We start from the raw sequence: 22301 nt of genomic DNA on the forward strand, positions 1-22301 counted from the left end.
TGTTCAGGAAGGGTTCTGGCGAAGCGTTTTTTGAGCCGCATAGCAGCGCTATGGGGCGATAAAAAGGTGAAGTCAGGTTCCTTGATGGACGTTTTGTAGCCCAAAAGATGAATTTTAAACATGCTCTTAAAGCCATAATGAAGCTACACTCCCCTAAATCTTGCGAATTCGCCCCCTGTACCTCTTATTTTGTTGTAATATCTTTGAGAAATTTACAGAAAGTAGTTCACGTAAGGTCGTAATCAGTCATCAGAAATGGTAGGCTGTGGTTGATCAAAACTTCACGTCCACGATTTCATGTGCCCAATCGTCCGTTTTAAGTCCGGGTTAGATTTTAGGGGAAGAGCCATAGTGGTAGGTTGGTGCATGTTGTTCAAACAGGAAAATAAAAAATTATACTATCGAAAGATGAAAACAAGGGGACTTTACTTTTTCGGTTTGCTTTGCTGCTTAAGCCTTAGTCAATGCCAGACAGTTTCTGTTGGCAACAAAGGGGAAACCTCTGGACAGGTTCCCCAAATGGAAGGGTATAAATTAGTTTGGAGCGATGAGTTTGATGTGGATGGCAAACCTGACAGCGCTTTTTGGTCTTATGAGGAAGGATTGGTGAGAAACAATGAGCTTCAGTATTACCAAGCCGATAACGCCACGGTAAAAAACGGCTTGTTGGTTATTGAGGGAAGGCGCGAAAAAGTATGGAACAAAGCGTATAAGCCAGGGAGCAGCGACTGGAGAAAGCGGCAGGAATATGCAGGCTATAGTTCTTCAAGCATCCATACCCGTGGTAAAAAAGAGTTTCAGTACGGCATTGTCGAGGTTCGCGCCAAAGTCGATACGGCCAGCGGAATGTGGCCGGCCATCTGGACGCTTGGCATCACAAGACCCTGGCCAGCTAATGGTGAAATAGACATGATGGAGTATTACATTGTGGACGGGACTCCAAGTATACTGGCAAACATGGCTTGGAAAGAAGGAGCTAACGGTGTAGCCTGGGACAGTGAAAAAATCCCCCTGACAAAGTTTCTTGCAAAGGACCCTGACTGGCCAAACAAATTTCACGTCTGGAAAATGGACTGGACGGAAGATTACATCAAGCTTTACCTCGATGAGGAGCTTTTGAACCAAGTTAACCTGCGCGATACCAAAAACCCGGATAGTTCTAACGGGTTTTTACAACCGCATTACCTGCTCCTGAACCTGGCTATAGGGGCTAAAGGAGGAGAACCCGCCAAGACGCCATTTCCCAAAATCTATGAAGTGGATTATGTAAGGGTTTACCAAAAGGTGAAAGGCAGGACAGGTGATACAACTATGGTCGAATAGAGAACATCTGCCACCTCTTTCACTGAGCTTCTGGCACAGGAGAGCTCAATAGCCAGCCTTTTTTGGAAGTATGAAATAGTTTTGGGTATACCTATGAAGCTACAAAACCTATATAAATGTAAGATTTTGTTTATTAGCAGGTAATAAACCCCGGCCCTCGCCATTATCATGAGCGAGGGCACTTATCTATGCGTAGGCTGCCTTGCTATAACCAGCGCGACTCTTGCACTTTCTCTGTGTAATGCTGTACGGTGAAAATACAGGGTTTCACTTCATGCACCGTTTATCCAATCTTTGCAGGGTTATATACCGCTGAAGCCTTTTTAAGCACGGGAAGTAGAACAAAAGCAGGTATTTTGTCGATGTACTAAAATCACCCCTCTATTATAATACTGCCCCCCCTAATAAAGTAATGTAATTACACGAATTTTGGTACAGTCGGTGCTGCATCGCAACTGCCATACCCAGGCTAAGGCAGGGTATGGAGACTGAAGCAGACGACAGCGTAAAAATGTTATGGAAACGTCATACGCACAACTACCCTATATTTCATCTTAACAAAAGCATCTTTATGGTAAAGCGTAAATTGATTGTTGTGTTATTTCTGCTTTTCGCGCAGGTAGGTCTGGCACAGCAAACAAAAAATGAGTGGGAAAATCACAGGGTTTATGAGCGTAACAAGGAAGAGCCCCGCGTTACTTTTATGCTTTATAACAATACCCCAGATGCCCGGGAAGACGAATACAGCAAATCAGCTTACTACCAGTCGCTGAACGGCACGTGGAAGTTTTCTATGGTGAAGAAACCGGCCGAAAAGCCAACAGATTTTTACCGAACTAACTTTGATGACAGCAACTGGAAAACGATTCCGGTACCTTCTAACTGGGAGATTGAAGGACATGATATTCCGATTTACACCAACGTAACTTACCCTTTCCCGGCCAACCCGCCTTACGTCAATAACGATTACAACCCAGTAGGGACTTACCGCAGGACTTTCACCGTACCCGAGTCGTGGAAAGATTCCCAAGTGATGCTGAATTTTGGCTCTGTCTCAGGCTATGCGCAGGTGTTCCTGAATGGGCAGGAAGTGGGCATGAGCAAAGTGGCCAAGTCTGCGGCCGAGTTTGATGTAACTAAATATTTGAAGAGTGGCGAGAACCTGCTGGCTGTGCAGGTAACCCGCTGGCACGATGGCAGCTATCTGGAGGATCAGGACTTTTGGCGCCTGAGCGGAATTGAGCGCGATGTATACCTGCAAGCGCTGCCTAAACTAACGGTATGGGACTACTTTATCAAAGCCGACCTGGACAGCAGCTACACCAAAGGCTTGTTCAGTACAGTACTGGATCTGCGCAAATTCGACAAACGAGCCCCTGAAAAAGCAACGGTGGCTATCGAGCTGTTTGATCATAAAAACAAAAAAGTCTTCTCACAGGAGAAAAGTATTGCGACGAAGTCAGGTAACAAGTTCCAGCTGAACTTCAATGGTACCCTTAACAACGTACAGACGTGGAATGCGGAACACCCCTATCTCTACGATTGCGTGATTACTCTAAAAGACGAAAAGGGAAAAACGGTAGCCGTTGCGGGCGACAAAGTGGGCTTCCGCAAGGTAGAGCTCAAAGATGCGCAGCTGCTGGTGAACGGAGTGCCTATCCTGATCAAAGGGGTAAACCGCCACGAGCACGACGATGTAAAAGGCCACGTGCCAACACGCGAGGTAATGCTCAAGGACATTCAACTCATGAAGCGCAACAACATCAACTCCGTGCGCACCAGTCACTACCCGAACGAACCGCTGTGGTATAAGCTGTGCGACGAATACGGCTTGTACCTGGTTGACGAAGCCAACATTGAGACACACGGTATGGGGGCAGAGTGGCAGGCTTGGTTCGAGCAATCGAAGCACCCTGCCTACCAGGCAGACTGGGCCCCGGCACATATCGACCGTATCGGGCGCCTGGTGGAGCGCGATAAAAACCGCCCGTCGGTCATCATCTGGAGTATGGGGAATGAGAGCGGCAACGGGCCTGTGTTCCATGATGCCTACAAGTGGATAAAAGAGCGCGACAAAGGCCGCCTTGTGATGTTTGAGCAGGCGGGTGAAGATTGGAATACGGACATTGTTGGCCCTATGTACCCGAGTATCGAGAGCATGAGAAAGTATGCTGACGCGAAAGACAAGTACCGCCCCTACATCATGTGTGAGTATTCTCACGCCATGGGCAACAGCAGCGGCAACTTTCAGGAATATTGGGACATTATCAACGGCAGCCAGCACATGCAAGGTGGCTTTATTTGGGACTGGGTAGACCAAGGCCTAAAGACTGAGGATGAAAACGGTAACGTATACTGGGCCTACGGAGGCGATCTTGGCGGCAATGACCTGCAGAATGACCAAAACTTCTCTGCCAACGGCATCGTGTCGTCTGACCGTACGCCGCATCCGGCCCTGCAGGAGGTAAAGAAAGTATACGCCAATATTCAGTTCAAGGTCAAAGACGCAGCTCAAGGGGTTATCCAGGTTGAGAACCAGTTTGGATTCACCAACCTGGATCAGTTGAACTTTAAGTGGCAACTGTTTAAGAATGGCAGCTTGCAGAAAGAGGGCGATTTTGATGTAACCCTGGCACCGAACCAGATAAAAGAGGTAAGACTGCCAGTACCGCCTGTGACTGCCGCAGCCGGTGAAGAGTATTTCCTTCAAGTATATGCCTACCAGAAAAATGCCACTACTTTTGTGCCTGCTGGGCATGAAATTGCCAAAGAGCAATTTGCACTGAGCGATGGTGCATATTTTGCCAAATCAAACGCACCTGCCGGTAAACTGAAGGTAAAGAAGAAAGGCAGTGTTCTCCGTTTTACGTCTGGCGATGTTGCTGGCGTTTTTGACTTGAAAGAAGGGAAATTGGTTTCGTATGGTGCAAACGGTGAGCAGGTTGTGGCAAAATTTCCGGAACCATACTTCTGGCGTGCTCCAACAGACAATGACTTCGGTAACAAAATGCCTGAGAAGATGGGTGTTTGGCGCGAGGCACATATAGGTATGGCTATAAAGAACGTGGCGGTTGGTAAGAAATCCTCTGTGGGACAGACCATCACTGTTACCTATAAACTGACAGACCAGCAGGTGCCATACACGGTAGTATACCTGATTCAAAATGACGGTTCTGTTCAGATAACCGCCTCTATTGATATGACAGGCATTGAAATGCCAGAGCTGCCGCGCTTTGGTATGCGCATGGAGCTGCCTAAAGACTATAATAATCTGAGCTACTACGGTCGGGGCCCTTGGGAGAACTACTCCGACCGCAAGTCGGCTGCGTTTGTAGGGTTGTACCAAGACCAAGTGGCGAACCAGTACAACAGTAAGTACATCCGTCCGCAGGAGAGCGGTAATAAAACGGACGTGCGCTGGGTGCAACTGACAAATTCTGCAGGAGACGGTATCGAGGTAACAGGTAGTCAGCCGTTAAACTTCACGGCGTTGGATCACCTGGCCGAAGATGCGGATCCAGGGCGTTGGAAGTGGAACATGCACCCGACGGATGTTAAGCCCCGCGATTTTATTAGTCTGCACATAGACCTGAAGCAGCGCGGATTGGGAGGCGACGACAGTTGGGGCCGTTTACCGCACGACGAGTACCGTTTGCTGGACAGGAAGTATACATATAGCTATACCATCAAACCGCTGTCAGGCTCAAAAGACGCTGTGTCACGGAAGTAGAAAAGCGGTTCAGATTGGCTTCAGATTTCCTTTTTATCTAGAGCTTTGCCCTGCCCAGGGTATATGCTTAAGCGAGGCTTTGGCTTACGGTATTCTTTTTCCTAGTTAAAGGGATAGCCCATTCCGAAGTGTGGAGAAGCGCTGAATGGATATATAAAAAGGCATGATTCACCCGGAACTTTGTAAATGGGAGTAGGCGGCAAACCCATTGAGGAGGGTGTTTGCCACTGTCAATTGGATACGGTAAAGGGGTACAGAGGCTTTCCTGTACCCCTTTACCGTTTTTGCTGCAGTAGTTGATTCACTGCCATTTCTCTTTTCGTGTAAAAAGAGCAGCTAATTATATACCAGCGGTACGATCTTTAGCAGTTTTATCCTGTTTTGTCAGAAACAGTGCCCCTAGCTAAACTTCGGCTTTGGACAAGCACAAAAAGCTGCGTTGCCTGCCATGTTTTAAGCGATCCGGAAGGTGGTGGGCAGGGAGTGAGTATGCCAACAAAGTATGGCTGCCCAATAGAAAACCTCCTCTAACCTACTGAAATCCCAGTTGCGAAAGTCCGATTATCATGTAGTTGGTATAATGCATCTGGAATTTTCACGGCAGACTTATGTAGCCCCGTTAGTTTGCCAGGGTGCAGCGCAATTGCACCATGAGTGCCTACTCATGAGGTGGTCGTTTTCTAAGTAGATTATCCCTGTACAGGTATAAAAATGCTGTCAGAGCGTGTGTTTATCAATTTACCCCCTTAGAATTAAGAATTGCTCCTCGATCAAGGTGGTTTGAAAGCAGTATTTTTGAGTAATCAATTACTTATCTACTTGAGTGTGTCATAGTATTAAAGAATTAAGGAAGAGCAAAGCCTTTGTTCCAGATGAATCTGCTTAACAGCTAAACTTAATAATCTATATAGATATGCAACATTTTTTACTAAAGAAGTCAAAATGCATGCTTCTACTCTTGCTTGTTCTCCTCTCCTTTGGCGAAGCAATCGCGCAGGGAATGACAGTGCAGGGCAGAGTGACCGATGAGGAAGGTGTTGCCTTACCAGGGGTAACAGTCGTGTTAAAGGGCACTACGGTGGCTGCACCTACAGGCATAGAAGGGACCTATTCCATTCGTGTGCCTAACGGGAGCGGAACCTTGGTATATTCTTATATCGGGTTCAGGTCAAAAGAAGTGCCTGTTAACAATCGAGCCACTATTAACGTGACGTTGGTGTCGGATAGTAAATCTTTAGAGGAGGTAGTTATAATAGGGTATGGCCAGCAAAAGAAAGCCACTTTAACAGGTGCCGTCTCTACAATCGAGACAAAAGAACTGGTGCAGTCGCCGGTTGCGAACATCAGTAACTCGCTCGTAGGGCGTTTGCCGGGCCTTATTGCCATACAGTCCAGTGGGGAGCCTGGGTTTGACCAGTCCAGCCTGAAAATCAGAGGAATTGGCACCCTGAATGCGGGCGCTGAGTCAGACCCTTTAATTCTGGTGGATGGGGTGCAGCGGACTAGCATGAACCAGATTGACCCAAATGAAATTGAGAGCATCAGTGTTTTGAAAGATGCCTCTGCCACAGCAGTATTTGGAGTGCGGGGAGCTAACGGCGTTATCCTGATCACCACAAAAACAGGTGAAACAGGGAAACCGCAGATAAACTACTCTTCTAACTTCGGAGTGCAGACACCTACTCAGTTGCCTGACCTGCTCAATAGCTATGAGTATGCCACGTTGCGCAACGAAGCCAGCAATAACATGGGACAGCAGCCATACTTCTCACCTGAGGACCTGGAGAAGTTTAGGAACGGAACGGATCCCTATTTTCACCCGGACACGGACTGGTTTGACAAAGTCCTGAAGAAGTACTCGAGCCAGCAGCAGCATAATTTTAACATCAAGGGCGGATCAGATAATGTAAGGTATTTTGTGTCGCTGGGTTACTTTGACCAGAACGGGGCCTATGACGTAGAGGAGGTACAGGATTCCTATTCTGCCAACCCAAGATACCAGCGCTATAACCTGCGCTCCAACGTCGACATAGATATTAACAAAAACTTCACGGCAGCCATTAAAATAGGCGGGCAGTTTGCAGACTCAAACTACCCCGGGTATGGCTCAGGCGAAATCTTCTTTCGCATACTGGGCGCCAACCCGCTGTCGAACCCCGGCATCATAGACGGTAAGCTGATCTCGGGTGTGGAAGGTTTGCAAGGCGGCAGTCCGCTGAATGACATTGCAAACAACGGGTACCAGCGGAACTTCAACAGTACTTTAAACACCAGCGTCAGTCTGCAACATAAGCTGGGCTTCATCACAGAAGGGCTGAAAGTTCGAGGTATGGTAGCTTATGACAACTACTATCAGCACGCGATTAGACGAAGTAAGGCAGCCACCACCTATAGTATCGTCAAGAACCCGGATGACACGACTTCCCCGATTTTCATTCAGCAAGGCAATGATGCCCCATTCTCTTTCAGCGAAAGCTACGGCAGAAACAGAAAGGTGTACGGGGAGGGAGCCATCGAATATGCCCGTAGCTTCGGAGACCATAACGTGTCCGCACTGGGCTTGTACATGCAGGAGAAATACACTGCACCCGGGCAGGAGTACAACGTGCCGCGCGGGTATCAGGGGCTTGTAGGGCGTTTGACCTATAACTTTAAGGAAAAGTACCTGACTGAGTTTAACATGGGCTACAATGGCTCTGAGAACTTTCCAGAGAATAAACGCTATGGTTTTTTCCCTTCCTTCTCACTTGGCTGGGTGGTAACAGAGGAGCAGTTTATACCTAAAAACGACATCCTGACCTTTTTGAAGTTCAGAGGCTCTTATGGGGAAGTGGGCAACGACAAAATCGGGGGAAGCCGCTTTTTATACCTGCCTTCCGTCTTTTTCCCGAACAGCGGAGGCTACTATTTTGGAGACTACAACACAGGCAACTACCAGTGGTACGCTGGCTCGGAAGAAGGCCGGATCGGCAACCCGGATGTAACCTGGGAGAGAGCCAAAAAAGCGAACTTCGGTTTTGAGACTAGCTTTATAAAGGACAGACTGCGTGTGAACGGTGATATTTTCCAGGAGAAGCGCGACAACATCCTGTGGTACCTGGGAACAGTGCCTGCACTGGTTCAGGCCCAGCTTCCTCCTGTCAACATCGGCAAAGTGGAGAACAAGGGCTACGAGTTTGAAGTGAGCTGGAATGACAACGTGGGAGAGGTGCACTACTGGGTCAAAGCAAACTATTCTAAGGCAAAGAATGAAATTCAGTATATGGATGAGCCAGAGAGGGCATTTCCATGGCTGCAGCGCACAGGGCATTCGGTAGGGCAGTACTGGGGGTTGATAAATAAAGGCTTCTATAACACGGAAGAAGAACTGGAAAACGCTCCGGCCTCAGCCTTTACTCCCGAACTTAAGTTGGGTGACATCAAATACGAAGACCAGAACGGAGACGGTATAATAGACCAGTACGACGAGGTGCCTATCGGGTACTCCAGATTGCCCCAGATTATCTACGGGGCGTCCTTCGGCGGCGACTTCAAAGGCTTTGAGTTTTCTATCCTCTTTCAGGGGTCCGACAAGGCCTCTACCTACATTGATGAAATGGGCGCCTGGGCATTTGATACGGACTGGAGAAACGCCACCACCCGCCACCTGGAGCGATGGACACCAGCGCGCTACGCTGCTGGAGAAACCATCACATACCCGAGGGTGGAGCTTTCGCCAACACAGGGCAACCACAACTATCGCCCATCCGATTTTTGGTTGCAGGACGCGAGCTACCTGCGCTTGAAGAACGTGGAAGTCGCCTATCGCTTCCAAGGCGGTATCCTAAACAAAGTCGGGACAAGGAGCCTGCGGGTATTTGCGAATGGAAACAACCTCATCACCTGGTCTAAAATGAAGACGTATGATCCGGAAGCTCCGGCAGGCAGAGGACAGTTCTACCCTCAGATGAAGGTTTATAACGCGGGCGTAAGCCTTCAGTTTTAACATGTTAAGGTAAAGACAATGAGATATTTAAAGAACAGACTGGTGCTTGTCGCCATAAGCGGCATGGTGGCCTTGGCATCCTGCGAGAAGGATTTTTTAGAGAAACCGGAAAGCAGTGATGTGACGGTAGATGAGATCTTTTCGGAAAAGCTCAAGGCTGAGTCCTTTCTATGGGAGACATACTCCAGCACGGTGCCGCTAGGCTTCCCCGTTGACTGGGGGCGGCACCACGGTATGTACGCTTCCATGCTGATGGCGGCCTCTGATGAAGGAGACTACGAAAGCTCGTGGGTGGGAGCCAACAACCATAACACAGGAAACGTGAGCACCGGGTACAACGGCGAAGACGATTTCGGCTACCACTACAAGGGCATCCGAGACGCCAATATCTTTCTGCAGAACATTGACAAGGTGCCGGACATTAGCAAAGCCGAGAAGCAGCGGCTGCAGGCCGAGGCGAAGTTTCTCCGGGCCTTGCAGTACCACGAGCTCATGAAGCGCTACGGGGCCATTCCGCTTGTGGACACCGTGCTGACAGTGGCGGGAGAGATTAAACTGCCTCGAAATACTTATGAGGAATGTGTCAACTTTATTGTAAAAAGCTGTGATGAAGCGGTCATGGTGCTGCCCGACGCTTATCCGGCAAACTACACTGGCCGCATCACAAAAGGAGCTGCCTTGGCCCTGAAAGGCAGAGCGCTGCTCTATGCTGCCAGTCCGCTACATAACACTGGCTCACCTTACCTGGAGGGGAACGAGGAACTAACAGGCTACGGCAATTATGACCTGGCAAGGTGGCAGCGAGCCGCCGACGCCAACAAAGCCGTCTTAAATTGGGCCGAGTCGGCAGGGGTGAGCCTGGTAACGGCTTCTGCTGACCCAAAGGAAAATTACCGCAATGCCATTGAAAAGCAGAATAACTCAGAGCTAATACTGGTGAATCAGTCGCAAGGGTGGTGGGGGGCTTGGTGGCCTATGTTTGGGCAGTTTGCCATGCCAAGAGGCATCTACGGTGGCTGGACCGGCCACGGCGTTACGTACCAGCAGGCCCAGCAGTACTACACAGCAGACGGAACAAATCAGGTATGGCCTGAAACCGGGCCGAGGGGCGAATTTCAGGAGAAGATGGAGCAAATGGAGCCTCGCTTCCAATACTCTGTACTGTACTCAGGTGCTAAGTGGAACGATGAGGTAGGCAACCGCAACTTTTATAAGACAAAGGACGGGGCCTGGTTCGGGGGAGCCCCTGTCAACGGTGTCGGGTTCATGCGAAAATTCCTGACCTCCGCAAACTGGGGAGGTGGACAGTTCAACTGGATCATATTCCGCTTGGCCGAGTTCTACCTCAACTATGCCGAGGCCCAAAACGAAGTGTCGCCGCTGGCCCCTGAAGTATACGAGGCGGTAAACGTGATCCGGCGCCGCGCAGGCATACCTGAGATCTCCCCATCCGACGAGCGCTACGACACACAAGAAGAGCTGAGGCAGGCCATCTGGAGAGAGCGGGCCGTGGAGCTTGCCTTTGAGGAGCACCGCTTCTTTGACGTAAGGCGCTGGATGATAGCCGGGCAGGAGGGCGTGATGCGAGGGCAGTTTACAAGCCTGAACCTCTACGAGCAAGGCGACGGAACTTTTATCTATAAAAAGGAGCCTTTCGAAACCCGTGTTTGGGCCGACAAGCTGTATTTATATCCCATTCCGCAAGATGAGATCGACAAAGGGTACATAAAGCAAAACCCGGGCTGGTAACAGGCCATACTAAAGTTTGAAGTTCTTGTCAGACGCTTAACTATTTGAACTATATGAAAGTAGCTATAAAATTGAACTTTGTTTTTTTCCGCAAGGTCCTGCTAGTGGGGGGGGGATGCTGTGCCTTCTGGGCCGGAAGCCAGGCCCAGACAACAGATTTGGGTATAGACGGGATGGCTACAGTAGCCCAAACTGATACCCTGGCACAAGACAGTATCAGCCCTGTTTTTGGAAAATACCTGCGCCGTGGCGTTGTGAATGTGGCGTATGGCAAGCAGCCTTATGTAGGCTCCACGGCTGCTATCGCTACGATAAGCGGCGGAGAGATGCGAAAAACGCTAACCCCTTCCCTAAGCAATACCCTCTATGGCCGCTTACCGGGCCTTACTGTGCTGCAGGGTTCAGGAGAGCCAGGCTATGATGAGCCAAGCTTGCTCATCAGGGGCCTGAGCACCTGCAACAACGCAGGCTTCCTGGTGATGGTAGACGGGTTTGAGGCGTCTTTTGACCAACTGAATGTAGAGGAGATAGAGAGCGTTTCGGTGCTGAAAGACGCCGCTGCTTTGGCGCTGTACGGCATCAGAGGGGCGAACGGAGCCATACTGGTGACCACCAAAAGAGGGCAAGCTGGTAAGAGTGAAATAACCTTTAACGCTCGCACAGGGCTGCAGCAGCCCACCCGTCTTCCGGAGTTCCTGGGGGCATATGACTATGGCCGGCTGTACAACGAGGCGCTTGCCAATGATGGGCTGCCGCAACGGTACACTGACGAGGATCTGGCAGCCTACCAAACCGGGAGTGACCCTTTCCTTCATCCTGATGTAAACTGGTACGACGAAGTGCTGCGCGAAAGCGCTCCTATCAGCGACTACAGCTTTACCTTCTCAGGGGGGAGCAAAGCTGCCAGATACTTTGTTTTGTTAGGCTATATGCAAAACGAGGGCCTTTATGCCCGTACCGACAAGCAAAGGAAAGAGAACTCCAATGCTGACTTCAGAAAGTATAACTTCCGGACCAATCTGGATGTAGACCTGAATTCTAAAATTACGGCCTCCCTGGATCTGGGAGGCAGGATTGAGGACCGCTCTTTCCCGAACTACAACGGCTTGGCGCTCTGGGACAACATGGCGAGGTACCCTGCAAACGCCTTTCCGGTACGCAACCCCGATGGCTCCTGGGGAGGCAATTCTGTTTACCCCGACAACCCGGTTGCTACTGTGTTAGACAGAGGCCTCAACACGTCCCATGACCGTAACCTAATGGCCACGCTCCGGCTCTCTGAGGACCTGAGCTCTCTTGCAAAGGGGCTAACGTTCCGGCAGGCTTTGTCCGTTAATAACTGGCACCGCGGAAACTACAACAAAACCAGGAACTATACATACAATGAACTCATCAAAGGCATCACCAGCGATGGCCGTGATACGCTGATTTACAGGCAGCGCGGCACTGACAGCGACTTCAGTGTGGATGAGGGCGGCAACGACCAGTGGAACAGGTTTAACGTGCAGGCGGCCCTTGATTATACCAGGCAGTTCGGAAACCATGGCGTTGACGCGATGGTGATGTACCACCAGGATGTTTATGACGTTAGCGGCAACAACGTGCCCTATGCGCAGCAAAGCGTGATGGGGCGGCTAAATTTTAATTACAAGTCGCGCTATTTTACGGAACTGGGCTTTGCCTACAGTGGGTCGGAGCGGTTTCCAAAGGGCAACAGGTTTGGCTTTTTTCCGGCCTTGTCAGCCGCCTGGGTGGTCAGCAATGAAGATTTCCTGCAACAGAATGCCACGCTTAGCTTCCTGAAGGCGCGCGCCTCCGTAGGCTTAGTTGGCAGCGACCGGCTCATTGGCAACAGGTTCGCATATGTGCAGGACTACTATTATTCCGGTGACTACCGGTTCGGCAACGAAAACACAGCAATCGGAACCATTATGGAGGGAACGCTGGGTAACCCTGACATTACCTGGGAGAAAGCGCTGAAATACAACGTCGGCTTTGACGGCAGCATCCGCAACAAACTGGACTTCACGCTTGACCTGTTCTACGAGAAAAGAACGGACATTTTAGCCAGCGCCGCTGCCACAATTCCTGCCTATATTGGCGTAGGAGCACCTTACCAGAATGTGGGCGAGGTACTAAACCGGGGTTTTGAAATTAACGTGACGTACCGGGACCAGATCGGAGACTTTGGCTACTTCGTCGGTGCCAGCAGCTCATTTGCCCGCAATAAAATCGTAGAGATGAATGAGGTAACGCGTGCCGAAGACTATCTGTACAGAACGGGGCATGCGGTGGGGCAACTGTTCGGGCTTGAGGCTGTCGGGTTCTACAACACGGGAGATTTCCAGGAAAACGGAATGCTGAACCCTGCCCTTCCTGTGTCCACCTTTGCCCCGGTACAGCCGGGCGACATCAGGTACAGAGACCAGAACAACGACGGCTTTATTGATGAAAATGATGAGATTGCCATCGGCAAGCCGTCTTACCCTGAGCTGACCTATACTGCCAACCTCGGCGCCCAGTTCAAGGGATTTGACGTGGAAGTGTTTTTCCAGGGTATCGCCAACCGCGATGTATACCTGAACGGGTCTTACTTCTGGGCCTTTGTGGACGATGCCAACATTGCCGCAAATGCACTGGGCCGCTGGACGCCTGATAACGCCGCAACGGCCACCTATCCTCGGTTAACGACATTACCAAACGCCAACAACTACAGGCCGTCTACCTCGTGGATGCGCTCAGGAAGTGCGCTGCGCCTACGCAATGTAGAAGTGGGTTATACCCTGCCAGGCGCAATTGCCGATAAGGTGCGCCTATCAAACGCAAGAATTTTTGCCAGCGGGTTTAACCTGTTCACATGGGATGAGGTAGACGCCATGGACCCTGTAAGCCTGAGCGGCTATCCGCCATTAAAGTCCTATACATTGGGTGTTCGCCTGCAGTTCTGATTTTGAAACGAAAGATAACCTAGAGATGAAAAAACATATAGCACTCCTTGCCGTCTCTCTTTGCCTGGCCCTGACAGCCTGCGAGGATGATTTCCTGGACAGGAAGATAGACACGAATTATACAGAAGGGCAGGTTTTCTCTTCGTACACCACCATCCGGAACTTTGGTATAGGTATTTACAACTACCTTCCGCAGGGCTTCGACCGGATTGATGGTGCCATGCTGGCCTCCGCCACAGACGATGCCGTGCATACCGGCGTTGGCCGGGACATCCAGCGCCTTACAAATGGCAGTTGGGGGCCGTTCAACAACCCGGATGAGCAATGGGGACACTATTACGCCGGTATCCGGAAAGCCAACCTGTTTCTAGAGAAAACGGTGGGCTATAAGAACACGATCCTGCGTGATACCATCACTGCAGACGGCAAGCAGGCATATCAGGTGCAGTCAACTGAATTAGGGCTGTTGCGCTCTGAAGCACGTTTCCTGAGGGCCTACTTTTACTTTGAACTGGCGAAGCGCTATGGGGGGGTACCTGTCATTACGCAGGTACTATCACCGGATGAGGACCCTGGCCTTTCCAGAAGCTCGTTTGAGGAAACCGCTGATTTCATCGTTTCTGAGCTAGCTGCGGTGGATGCTGAGCTGAGAGAGTCATGGGTGGGCGTGTTTGACGACGGCATGATCGGCAGGGCCACAAAGGGGGCGGCTTTGGCTCTAAGAGCAAGGGTACTACTGTATGCGGCCAGCCCTTTGCATAACCCGTCGGGTGACCGGCAAAAGTGGGTAGCAGCGGCAGCGGCAGCCCATCAGGTTATCGCCTTGAGTCAGTATAACCTGGTGAACAATTACAGAAACCTTTTCCGGGAGATGCACAACAACGAGATCATTTTTGCGCGGCGCTATGCTCCGAGCAACGGGTTCGAGCGGTCTAACTTTCCGGTAGGCTTTGAAGGCGCAGTGGGCGGCACGAACCCCAGCCAAGACCTGGTGAATGCCTACGAGACCAAAAACGGCCTCTCTATCGAAGAAGACCCGGCCTATAACCCTCAGAAACCCTATACTGGCAGAGACCCCCGCCTAGGCATGACGGTTATTGTGAACGACTCAGACTATAAAGGGCGACGCGTGGAGATTTACCCAGGGGGCAGTGACGGACCTGGAAGGCCCCGCGCCACCAGAACCGGCTACTACCTGAAAAAATATGTGGATGAAGGGCTTGATCTGCAGCAAAACAGAACAAGTAACCATACCTGGATCTTCTTCCGGTATGCAGAGGTTCTGCTTAACTACGCAGAGGCTATGAATGAAGCGTTCGGCCCTGACCAAATTCCGGCAGATTTTACGCTCTCGGCACGTGAGGCGCTGAACATGGTCAGAAGCAGAAATGGGGTTTACATGCCCGCTGTGGAGGTGATGGGCCAGGATGCTTTCAGGGAAAAAGTCAGAAATGAGAGGCGCGTGGAACTGGCCTTTGAGGAGCACCGGTTCTGGGACTTGCGCCGCTGGATGATTGCCGATGAAGTGTTGAGCACCCCTATCAATGGTGTTCGCGTGTCTCCGAATGCCGATGGTTCTTTTGATTATAATTTCCTGGCTCAGCCTGTAGAACAGCGCACTTTCCAGGATTACATGTACCTATACCCTATACCGAGAATAGAAATTGACAAGTCAGAAGGTCGTATAGCACAAAACCCTGGGTGGTAACATAGCCTGTCATGGAGTTGGCTAACAAGAATAGCCTGTGCTTGAATATGGCTACGCATGCGCGGTTATCTCCTAAAACTGCTTAGCTATATCAAGAGGCGAGACTTTTGAGGTTTTAATTCATAAGTAAGCATAACAATGAAGCAGATTTTTGCCAGTGTATTGATTCTGATGGGAATGCTTGGGCAAGTGGTGGCCCAAAGTAACAAGACCCAGCCTATGTTTAAGCCAGGTGAAATTTGGCGAGACACCAACGGAGAGCACATCAACGCGCACGGCGGTGGTATGCTTTTCCACAAGGGCCGTTATTACTGGTTTGGCGAGCATAAAGTGGCAGGCCGCGAGGGGAACAAAGCCTTGGTGGGCGTAAGTTGCTACTCCTCTAAAGATCTCAACACCTGGAAAAACGAAGGCCCTTCCCTCTCAGTGGATGCAGAGGGCAGCGGCTCCGAGATAGAGAAAGGCTCAGTCATCGAGCGGCCGAAGGTCATTTACAACGAGAAGACCAGAAAGTTCGTCATGTGGTTCCACCTGGAACTGAAGGGCCAGGGGTATAGTGCCGCCCGCACTGGCGTGGCGGTGGCGGACAAAGTGACAGGACCCTATACGTACCTCAAGAGCGTCCGGCCGCATGCCGGCGTGTGGCCTGAGAACGCCACGGAGGCGCACAAAACAGAGCCGATCACGGTAACAGACAACGATCCGGATTGGGAGCAGAAGGTGGCTGCAGGCGCTTTCCTCCAGCGGGATTTTAAGCAGGGGCAAATGTCCCGGGACATGACCCTGTTTGTGGACGACGACGGCACGGCCTACCACATTGCCTCTTCAGAGGAGAACAGGACCCTGCACATTGGCAAACTGAAGGATGATTACCTGAGCTTTACAGATGAGTATGTGCGGGTATTTCCGGGAGGGAGAAACGAAGCCCCCGCCATCTTCAAGAAAGACGGCAAGTACTATATGATTACCTCCGGCCTGACGGGTTGGGCGCCCAACCCTGCCCGATCGGCAGTGAGCGACAACATGATGCGTGGCTGGAAATCGCTGGGCAACCCTGTGCGGGGAACAGAGGAGGAACTGAGCACCACCTTCTTGTCACAGAGCACTTATGTGCTCCCGGTGCAGGGGCAAAAGGATGCCTTTATTTTTATGGCTGACAGGTGGCGTCCAAATAATCCCATTGACGGCCGCTACATCTGGCTGCCTGTTTTTTTCGAAGACGGAAAGCCTGTACTCCGGTGGCTGGAGGAGTGGACACTTTCAGACCTGAAACCGAAGCGGCGCGGGGAAAGCAGATACGCCGAATAAGAGTAGTGTAATCTATCGACAAACTGAGAAATAAAGATCTAATATAATATATGAAAAAATTTATACGACAACTGGCGTACGGGGTAGTTTGCCTGTCTGGTGCTCTGCTGGTTTCCTGCGACAAAGAGGATGATGAGATGTTCCTTACGCAGCCTCCCCTCAGTATTTCTATGACACGGGGTGGAACCCAGTTGGCAGTGCCTACAAAGGGGAATTACACTGTAGACCAAGAAAAGACCTACCTGAAAATCCCACTCGGTGTCTCGCTATCAACAGTGACCCTGGATACCTTCAGTGTGAACGTGGCGGTGAACAACGATACCATTAGCGAACTCATCGCAAACGGGGCCTTGGCCAACATGGTGCTGCTGCCGGAAGGCAGCTATATGTTGCCAACGTCTGTTATAGTGCCCGCTAATACTATCAGTGCCCCACTTAATTTGTTGGTTAACTTCAATACATTGATAGAAAATCAAGGAAAAAAACTTGCCCTGGCAGTTCGTATTACTGATCCGTCCAGCCACAGCCTGACGACCTCTAAAAGCATCACTGTTGTGGTCATAGACACGGACGCAGTCATTGCTGCCAGTGAGATCGGCGACGTAACGGCAAAATACCTGGTCAACACAGGCTATCCGTTTATCTCCACCGAAAGGGAAACACCAGGAGGCCGTTGGGGGAACCTGAATGGATGGACTGCAAACGGAGCTGCCAAAAGCCACAACGGCTATGGCGGTTTCAACAGCGATGCTGGAGGCACCTTGGGCCTGGAAGCAGGCTGGGGATCACCGGAAATCCTAAACGGGAAACTGTACCAGACCACTACGCTACCGGCTGGAAAGTATGCATTCGAGATTGCGGAGTGGGATTGGAAAGGCATGCAAGACCCTGCCTATCTGGTGGTGGCTGAAGGAGCCGGCCTGCCTGACTATGCGGCAGTGGAAGAGGGGGCCCTAAGCTATAGCAACTTGGCAGGCAGCGTTGTAGAGTTTACTTTGGAGGAGCAAAAAGAAGTGTCGATAGGCATTGTGGTAAACTTCCCTGCCTCCGGACAGGGCTTCAAGGTCAAACGGGTACAGCTTACCAGGCTGGAGTAGTTGTTGAAGCTACTGGATCAAAAAATAAACAAATACCGGAAACTTGACAAGGGTGTGCTTATACACTTTGCTTCCAGTGCTGGCCGTCGATGGCATGAGCCAACACAGGCGGTGCAGAAGCAGGTAGACTCAGAAGGTGAATGGCAACCGCTGTTTAACGGTAAAGATATTGTCACCTGGATTGTGAAAATCTATCGTAGTACCGTTAGGGTAGAAGACGACTTGCTGAAGGTAAGCTATGATGGCTACAGTAAATTTAAGGAGGTATAATTTAAACTGTGTCATTTCCATACTTCAATTCACTGGCCCTTTTACTGTTAAAGCTTTAGCCTAACGGTAAAAGGGCCATACCCATGAGGTGCTTCTCACTTCAAGTCCAGGGGTATCCTCTCGCCAAACCAAATGGCCAGCTGCTGGGCCGTCAGGCTCCGGTTGGAGAGCGGCATGACCCATTTTTTGCTGGTGTGCTGGTGGAAGATATATATTAGTTTTAATGGTTCATCTCCTCATTCAGTGCGGCCTCGAGAAAGTGTTTTAAAATAGGGACGAAGGCTCCGTCTTTGCCGAATGTGGGTTTTGCCGCTCCTGCACTTTTCCAGAAACTAGCGCTTGATCTTTTCCAGATCCAGCGCATCTCACATAGCCTTTTCAGAAAAACACTACCCTTCTGCAAATGTCTGTAGCTGCGTATTATTTAGGGATTAGTAAAGCGCCGATTGTGTGCTGTAGTCGCATCTTTTAGCAATTCCCCCCTCTTTATGACAGTTTAGCCCCCTTTTGATTCCTCAGGCTCATTTTATTTTAGTAAATTGTTATTGTGACACTTAATAATTGATAAATTGCAAGTTGAGCGTTTTTCATGATTTGATCTGGCTCATTTTCATCTGCTTAAAAAAATTATATATGCGTGTTAGAATTGGAAAATGGTGCGGGTATTTTGCCTGCTGCTTCGTTTTAAGTTTAGTAGTGTCTGCCTGTTCTACTGTGGGCAACACAGCAAAGGAAGAGAGCAGCGTGGCTGATGGTGTGGAGTCCGGCGAGACCAACACAGCCTATCTGTTTACCTACTTCACCGGCAACAGCAAAGACGAGGAAGCGATCCGCTTTGCCCTGAGCACCGATGGCTATACCTACAGAGCCCTGAATAACAACAAACCGGTTATTCTCTCCGAAAAGATCAGCTCCACAGGCGGCGTGCGCGACCCGCATATTCTGCGTGGTGCTGACGGCAAGACTTTTTACATGGTCGTGACAGACATGGTGTCGGCCAACGGCTGGGACTCTAACCGCGCCATGGTGCTGCTTAAGTCCACGGACCTGCTCAACTGGACCTCCAGTGTGGTGAACATCCAGAAGCGGTTTCCGGGCAACGACGACCTGCTGCGGGTATGGGCGCCGCAAACCATTTACGACCCCGAGGCCGGGAAATACATGGTTTACTTCTCGATGAAGCATGGCAACGACCCGGATAAAATCTACTACGCCTACGCCAACAAAGATTTCACTGATCTGGAAACAGAGCCAAAGCAGCTCTTTTACAGCCCCACCAACAATGGCGCCATTGATGGCGACATCATCTTTAAAGACGGCAAATATCACCTGTTTTTCAAAACGGAAGACGCTGGCTCGGGCCTGAAGGTAGCCGTGTCGGCTAAGCTGACGGGTGGGTATGTGTTGCGGGATAAATTCGTGCAGCAGACCAAAGACCCTGTAGAGGGTTCAGGCGTTTTCAAACTCAACAACGGCGAAGGCTACATCCTGATGTATGATGTGTATACCAAGGGCAAGTACCAGTTCACAAAATCGAAAGACCTGGAAAACTTTGAGGTGGTGGACGATGCCATCAGCATGAACTTCTATCCCCGCCACGGTACGGTGTTGCCGATCACGACAAAAGAAGCCGAAGCGCTCATGGGCAAATGGGGAACACTGGATGCAGCCACCCTGACTCCGAAAGCTGAGGAAATTAAGAAAATAAATGTGGTGGTAGACACGGCGGAGCACAAGGTATACCTGCCTGTGAAGCCGGGCACCGATTTAAAAGCGCTGAACCCGGAGTTTCATACATTGCCCGGGGTAACTGTTTCGCCGGAAGGGGCGCAGAACTTTGCGGCCGGACCGGTAACATACACTGTTGCCATGAAAGGGAAAACACCCCAGATGTATCAGGTAATTGCCAAAGAAGACCACAACGCGATATTGGGAGGCCTGTACGCCGACCCCGACATTATATATGCTGAGAAAACGGGCAAGTTCTACATCTACCCCACCAGCGATGGCTTTACCGGCTGGGCAGGCACCTACTTTAAAGCTTTCTCCTCTACAAACCTGGTCGACTGGAAAGATGAGGGCGTGATTCTGGATCTGCACAAGGATGTGAGTTGGGCCGACCGGAATGCCTGGGCGCCCTGCATCATCGAAAAGAAAGTGAACGGACAGTATAAATACTTCTACTACTTCACGGCGGCGCAAAAGATTGGCGTGGCCACAGCCGACAACCCGACCGGGCCGTTTGTGGATTCCGGAAAAGCCCTGATCGACAAGTTTCCGGAAGGTATAACCCGCGGCCAGCAGATTGACCCCGATGTGTTAACCGACCCTAAAACCGGCAAGAGCTACCTGTACTGGGGCAATAGCTATATGGCTGCTGCCGAGCTGAACGACGATATGGTTTCCCTGAAGCCCGGCACGACGAAAATTCTAACGCCAGTCAAGTCGTACAACGAAGGCACGCACGTATTCTACCGCATGGGCAAGTACTATTTTACCTGGTCTGAGAACGACACCCGCGACGAAAACTACCAGGTGCGCTACGGCACTTCCGACTCGCCTACAGGCAAAATAAGTGTGCCGGAGAACAACCTGGTCATCGTGAAAGACAAGGAAGCCGGCATCTACGGCACCGGTCACCATTCCACCATTCAGCTGCCGGGCACGGACGAGTGGTATATTGTGTATCATCGCTTCAATTACCCCAAAGGCATTGCCATGGGAAGCGCCGCCGGCTACAACCGTGAAGTATCCATTGATAAAATGGAGTTTAACCCCGATGGCAGCATCAAAGAGGTGAAGCCGACACATGAAGGTATAAAAGCTGTCGTTGTACAGCAGTAATAGTGTGATAGCATCGGGAATAATAATAAAGCTATTATCATGAAGAAAACATTATTGCTCTACCTGCTGGCCCTGCTGTTAGTGCCGGTTGCCGGAATGAGTCAGAAGCGGGCGAAGGTGCCACGCGAAAAGGACATGAGCGCCTACCTGATGGTGTACTTCAAAGACGACACCCACGGGCTGTACATGGCCCTGAGCCAGGATGGCTACAGCTTCACGGATGTGAACAGTGGCCTACCGGTGATAGCAGGCGATACCATTGCTGAGCAGCGCGGCATACGCGACCCCTACATCATGCGCGGTCCGGACAATGTGTTCTACATGGCCATGACCGACCTGCATATCTATGCCCAGAAAGCAGGCTACCGCGATACCGAGTGGCAGCGTGATGGGGAGCAGTATGGCTGGGGGAACAACCGGGCACTGGTACTAATGAAGTCAAAAGACCTCGTACACTGGACCCACTCCATCCTGCGGGTAGACCAGGCATTTCCAGAGCTGGACGATATTGGCTGTGCCTGGGCACCCGAAATCATCTACGACGAGGCGAAAAAGAAAATGATGCTCTATTTCACCATGCGCTTCGGAAATGGCCAAAACAAGTTGTATTACGCCTACACGAACGACGACTTCACCGAACTCGAAACAAAGCCGGAGCTGCTGTTTAAGTATCCGAAAGATGTCTCATACATAGATGCAGACATTACAAAAGTTGGTGACAAATACCACATGTTCTATACCCCCCATGATGGCACGCCGGGTATAAAACAGGCTGTGTCCGGCTCCGTTAATAGCGGCTATGTATATGATCCGGAGTGGTATGACCCGGATCCCAACGCCTGTGAGGCGCCCACCGTGTTCAAGCGCATCGGACTGGAGAAATGGGTGCTGGTATATGATATCTACGGCATTAACCCGCACAACTTCGGCTTCAGCGAAACAACAGACTTTAAAAATTTCACTCATCTCGGGCACTTTAACGAGGGTATGATGAAGGCAACGAACTTCACTTCGCCCAAGCACGGGGCTTTTATACATCTTACCAAAAAAGAAGCGCAGAAACTGGCCGATCATTGGGGGTATAAAACAAAGTTTTGAAGAACGAGCGGACATATAAGTTTTATATGACAGCTGTTTAAGTGCGCAAATCGCTCTTCTGTACTACCTGTGCTGGCAGCAGTGGCTGTGGTGGTGAACCAACGCTTGCCGCATGTATAGGTTGGGCAGATGGAGTTGCCAGCCTATACCTGCACGGTCGTTGGGATGAAAGAGAGGTAGGGGGCATTGCAGTTACTTTATCAGGCCCGGTATGCACCGTCTGCAAATAGGGCGAAGCGAT

At 50.5% G+C, this 22301-nt stretch carries 11 protein-coding genes; all 11 read left to right on the forward strand.

The window, feature by feature from the left end; genetic code table 11:
- Positions 1 to 408 precede the first annotated feature (408 nt).
- The 11 genes from MKJ04_RS05540 to MKJ04_RS05590 all read left to right on the forward strand — a co-directional run bounded on the left by MKJ04_RS05540 (position 409) and on the right by MKJ04_RS05590 (position 22060).
- Positions 409 to 1323, forward strand: a complete 915-nt coding sequence (locus MKJ04_RS05540) for a family 16 glycosylhydrolase (protein ID WP_241640060.1) — start codon at positions 409 to 411, stop codon at positions 1321 to 1323.
- 703 nt (positions 1324 to 2026) lie between these two features.
- Positions 2027 to 5053, forward strand: a complete 3027-nt coding sequence (locus MKJ04_RS05545; protein WP_241640062.1) for a glycoside hydrolase family 2 TIM barrel-domain containing protein — start codon at positions 2027 to 2029, stop codon at positions 5051 to 5053.
- Between the two features lie 946 nt (positions 5054 to 5999).
- Positions 6000 to 9038, forward strand: coding sequence for a SusC/RagA family TonB-linked outer membrane protein (locus MKJ04_RS05550; protein WP_241640064.1), 3039 nt, complete (start codon positions 6000 to 6002; stop codon positions 9036 to 9038).
- An 18-nt stretch (positions 9039 to 9056) separates the two neighbouring features.
- Positions 9057 to 10787: a RagB/SusD family nutrient uptake outer membrane protein gene (locus tag MKJ04_RS05555; RefSeq protein WP_241640066.1), complete on the forward strand. Its 1731-nt coding sequence runs from the start codon at positions 9057 to 9059 to the stop codon at positions 10785 to 10787.
- Between the two features lie 53 nt (positions 10788 to 10840).
- On the forward strand, positions 10841 to 13735 hold the full coding sequence (locus MKJ04_RS05560) for a SusC/RagA family TonB-linked outer membrane protein (RefSeq protein WP_241640068.1): 2895 nt from the start codon (positions 10841 to 10843) through the stop codon (positions 13733 to 13735).
- Between the two features lie 25 nt (positions 13736 to 13760).
- Positions 13761 to 15443: a RagB/SusD family nutrient uptake outer membrane protein gene (locus MKJ04_RS05565; RefSeq protein ID WP_241640069.1), complete on the forward strand. Its 1683-nt coding sequence runs from the start codon at positions 13761 to 13763 to the stop codon at positions 15441 to 15443.
- 138 nt (positions 15444 to 15581) lie between these two features.
- Positions 15582 to 16751 (forward strand): glycoside hydrolase family 43 protein, encoded by a 1170-nt coding sequence (locus MKJ04_RS05570; RefSeq protein WP_241640070.1) that lies wholly within the window; start codon positions 15582 to 15584, stop codon positions 16749 to 16751.
- 50 nt (positions 16752 to 16801) lie between these two features.
- Positions 16802 to 17848 carry a DUF5013 domain-containing protein gene (locus MKJ04_RS05575; protein ID WP_241640071.1) on the forward strand — a complete coding sequence of 349 codons (1047 nt, stop codon included), beginning with the start codon at positions 16802 to 16804 and terminating at the stop codon, positions 17846 to 17848.
- 3 nt (positions 17849 to 17851) lie between these two features.
- A complete protein-coding gene (locus MKJ04_RS05580) occupies positions 17852 to 18118 on the forward strand; it encodes a hypothetical protein (RefSeq protein ID WP_241640072.1) in 267 nt (88 codons plus the stop codon).
- Positions 18119 to 18751: 633 nt separating this feature from the next.
- Positions 18752 to 20962 (forward strand): family 43 glycosylhydrolase, encoded by a 2211-nt coding sequence (locus MKJ04_RS05585; RefSeq protein WP_241640073.1) that lies wholly within the window; start codon positions 18752 to 18754, stop codon positions 20960 to 20962.
- Between the two features lie 39 nt (positions 20963 to 21001).
- Positions 21002 to 22060 carry a glycoside hydrolase family 43 protein gene (locus MKJ04_RS05590; protein WP_241640074.1) on the forward strand — a complete coding sequence of 353 codons (1059 nt, stop codon included), beginning with the start codon at positions 21002 to 21004 and terminating at the stop codon, positions 22058 to 22060.
- Positions 22061 to 22301: the final 241 nt, after the last annotated feature.

Origin of the sequence: Pontibacter sp. E15-1 (assembly GCF_022601975.1) — a bacterium.
GTDB lineage: Bacteria > Bacteroidota > Bacteroidia > Cytophagales > Hymenobacteraceae > Pontibacter.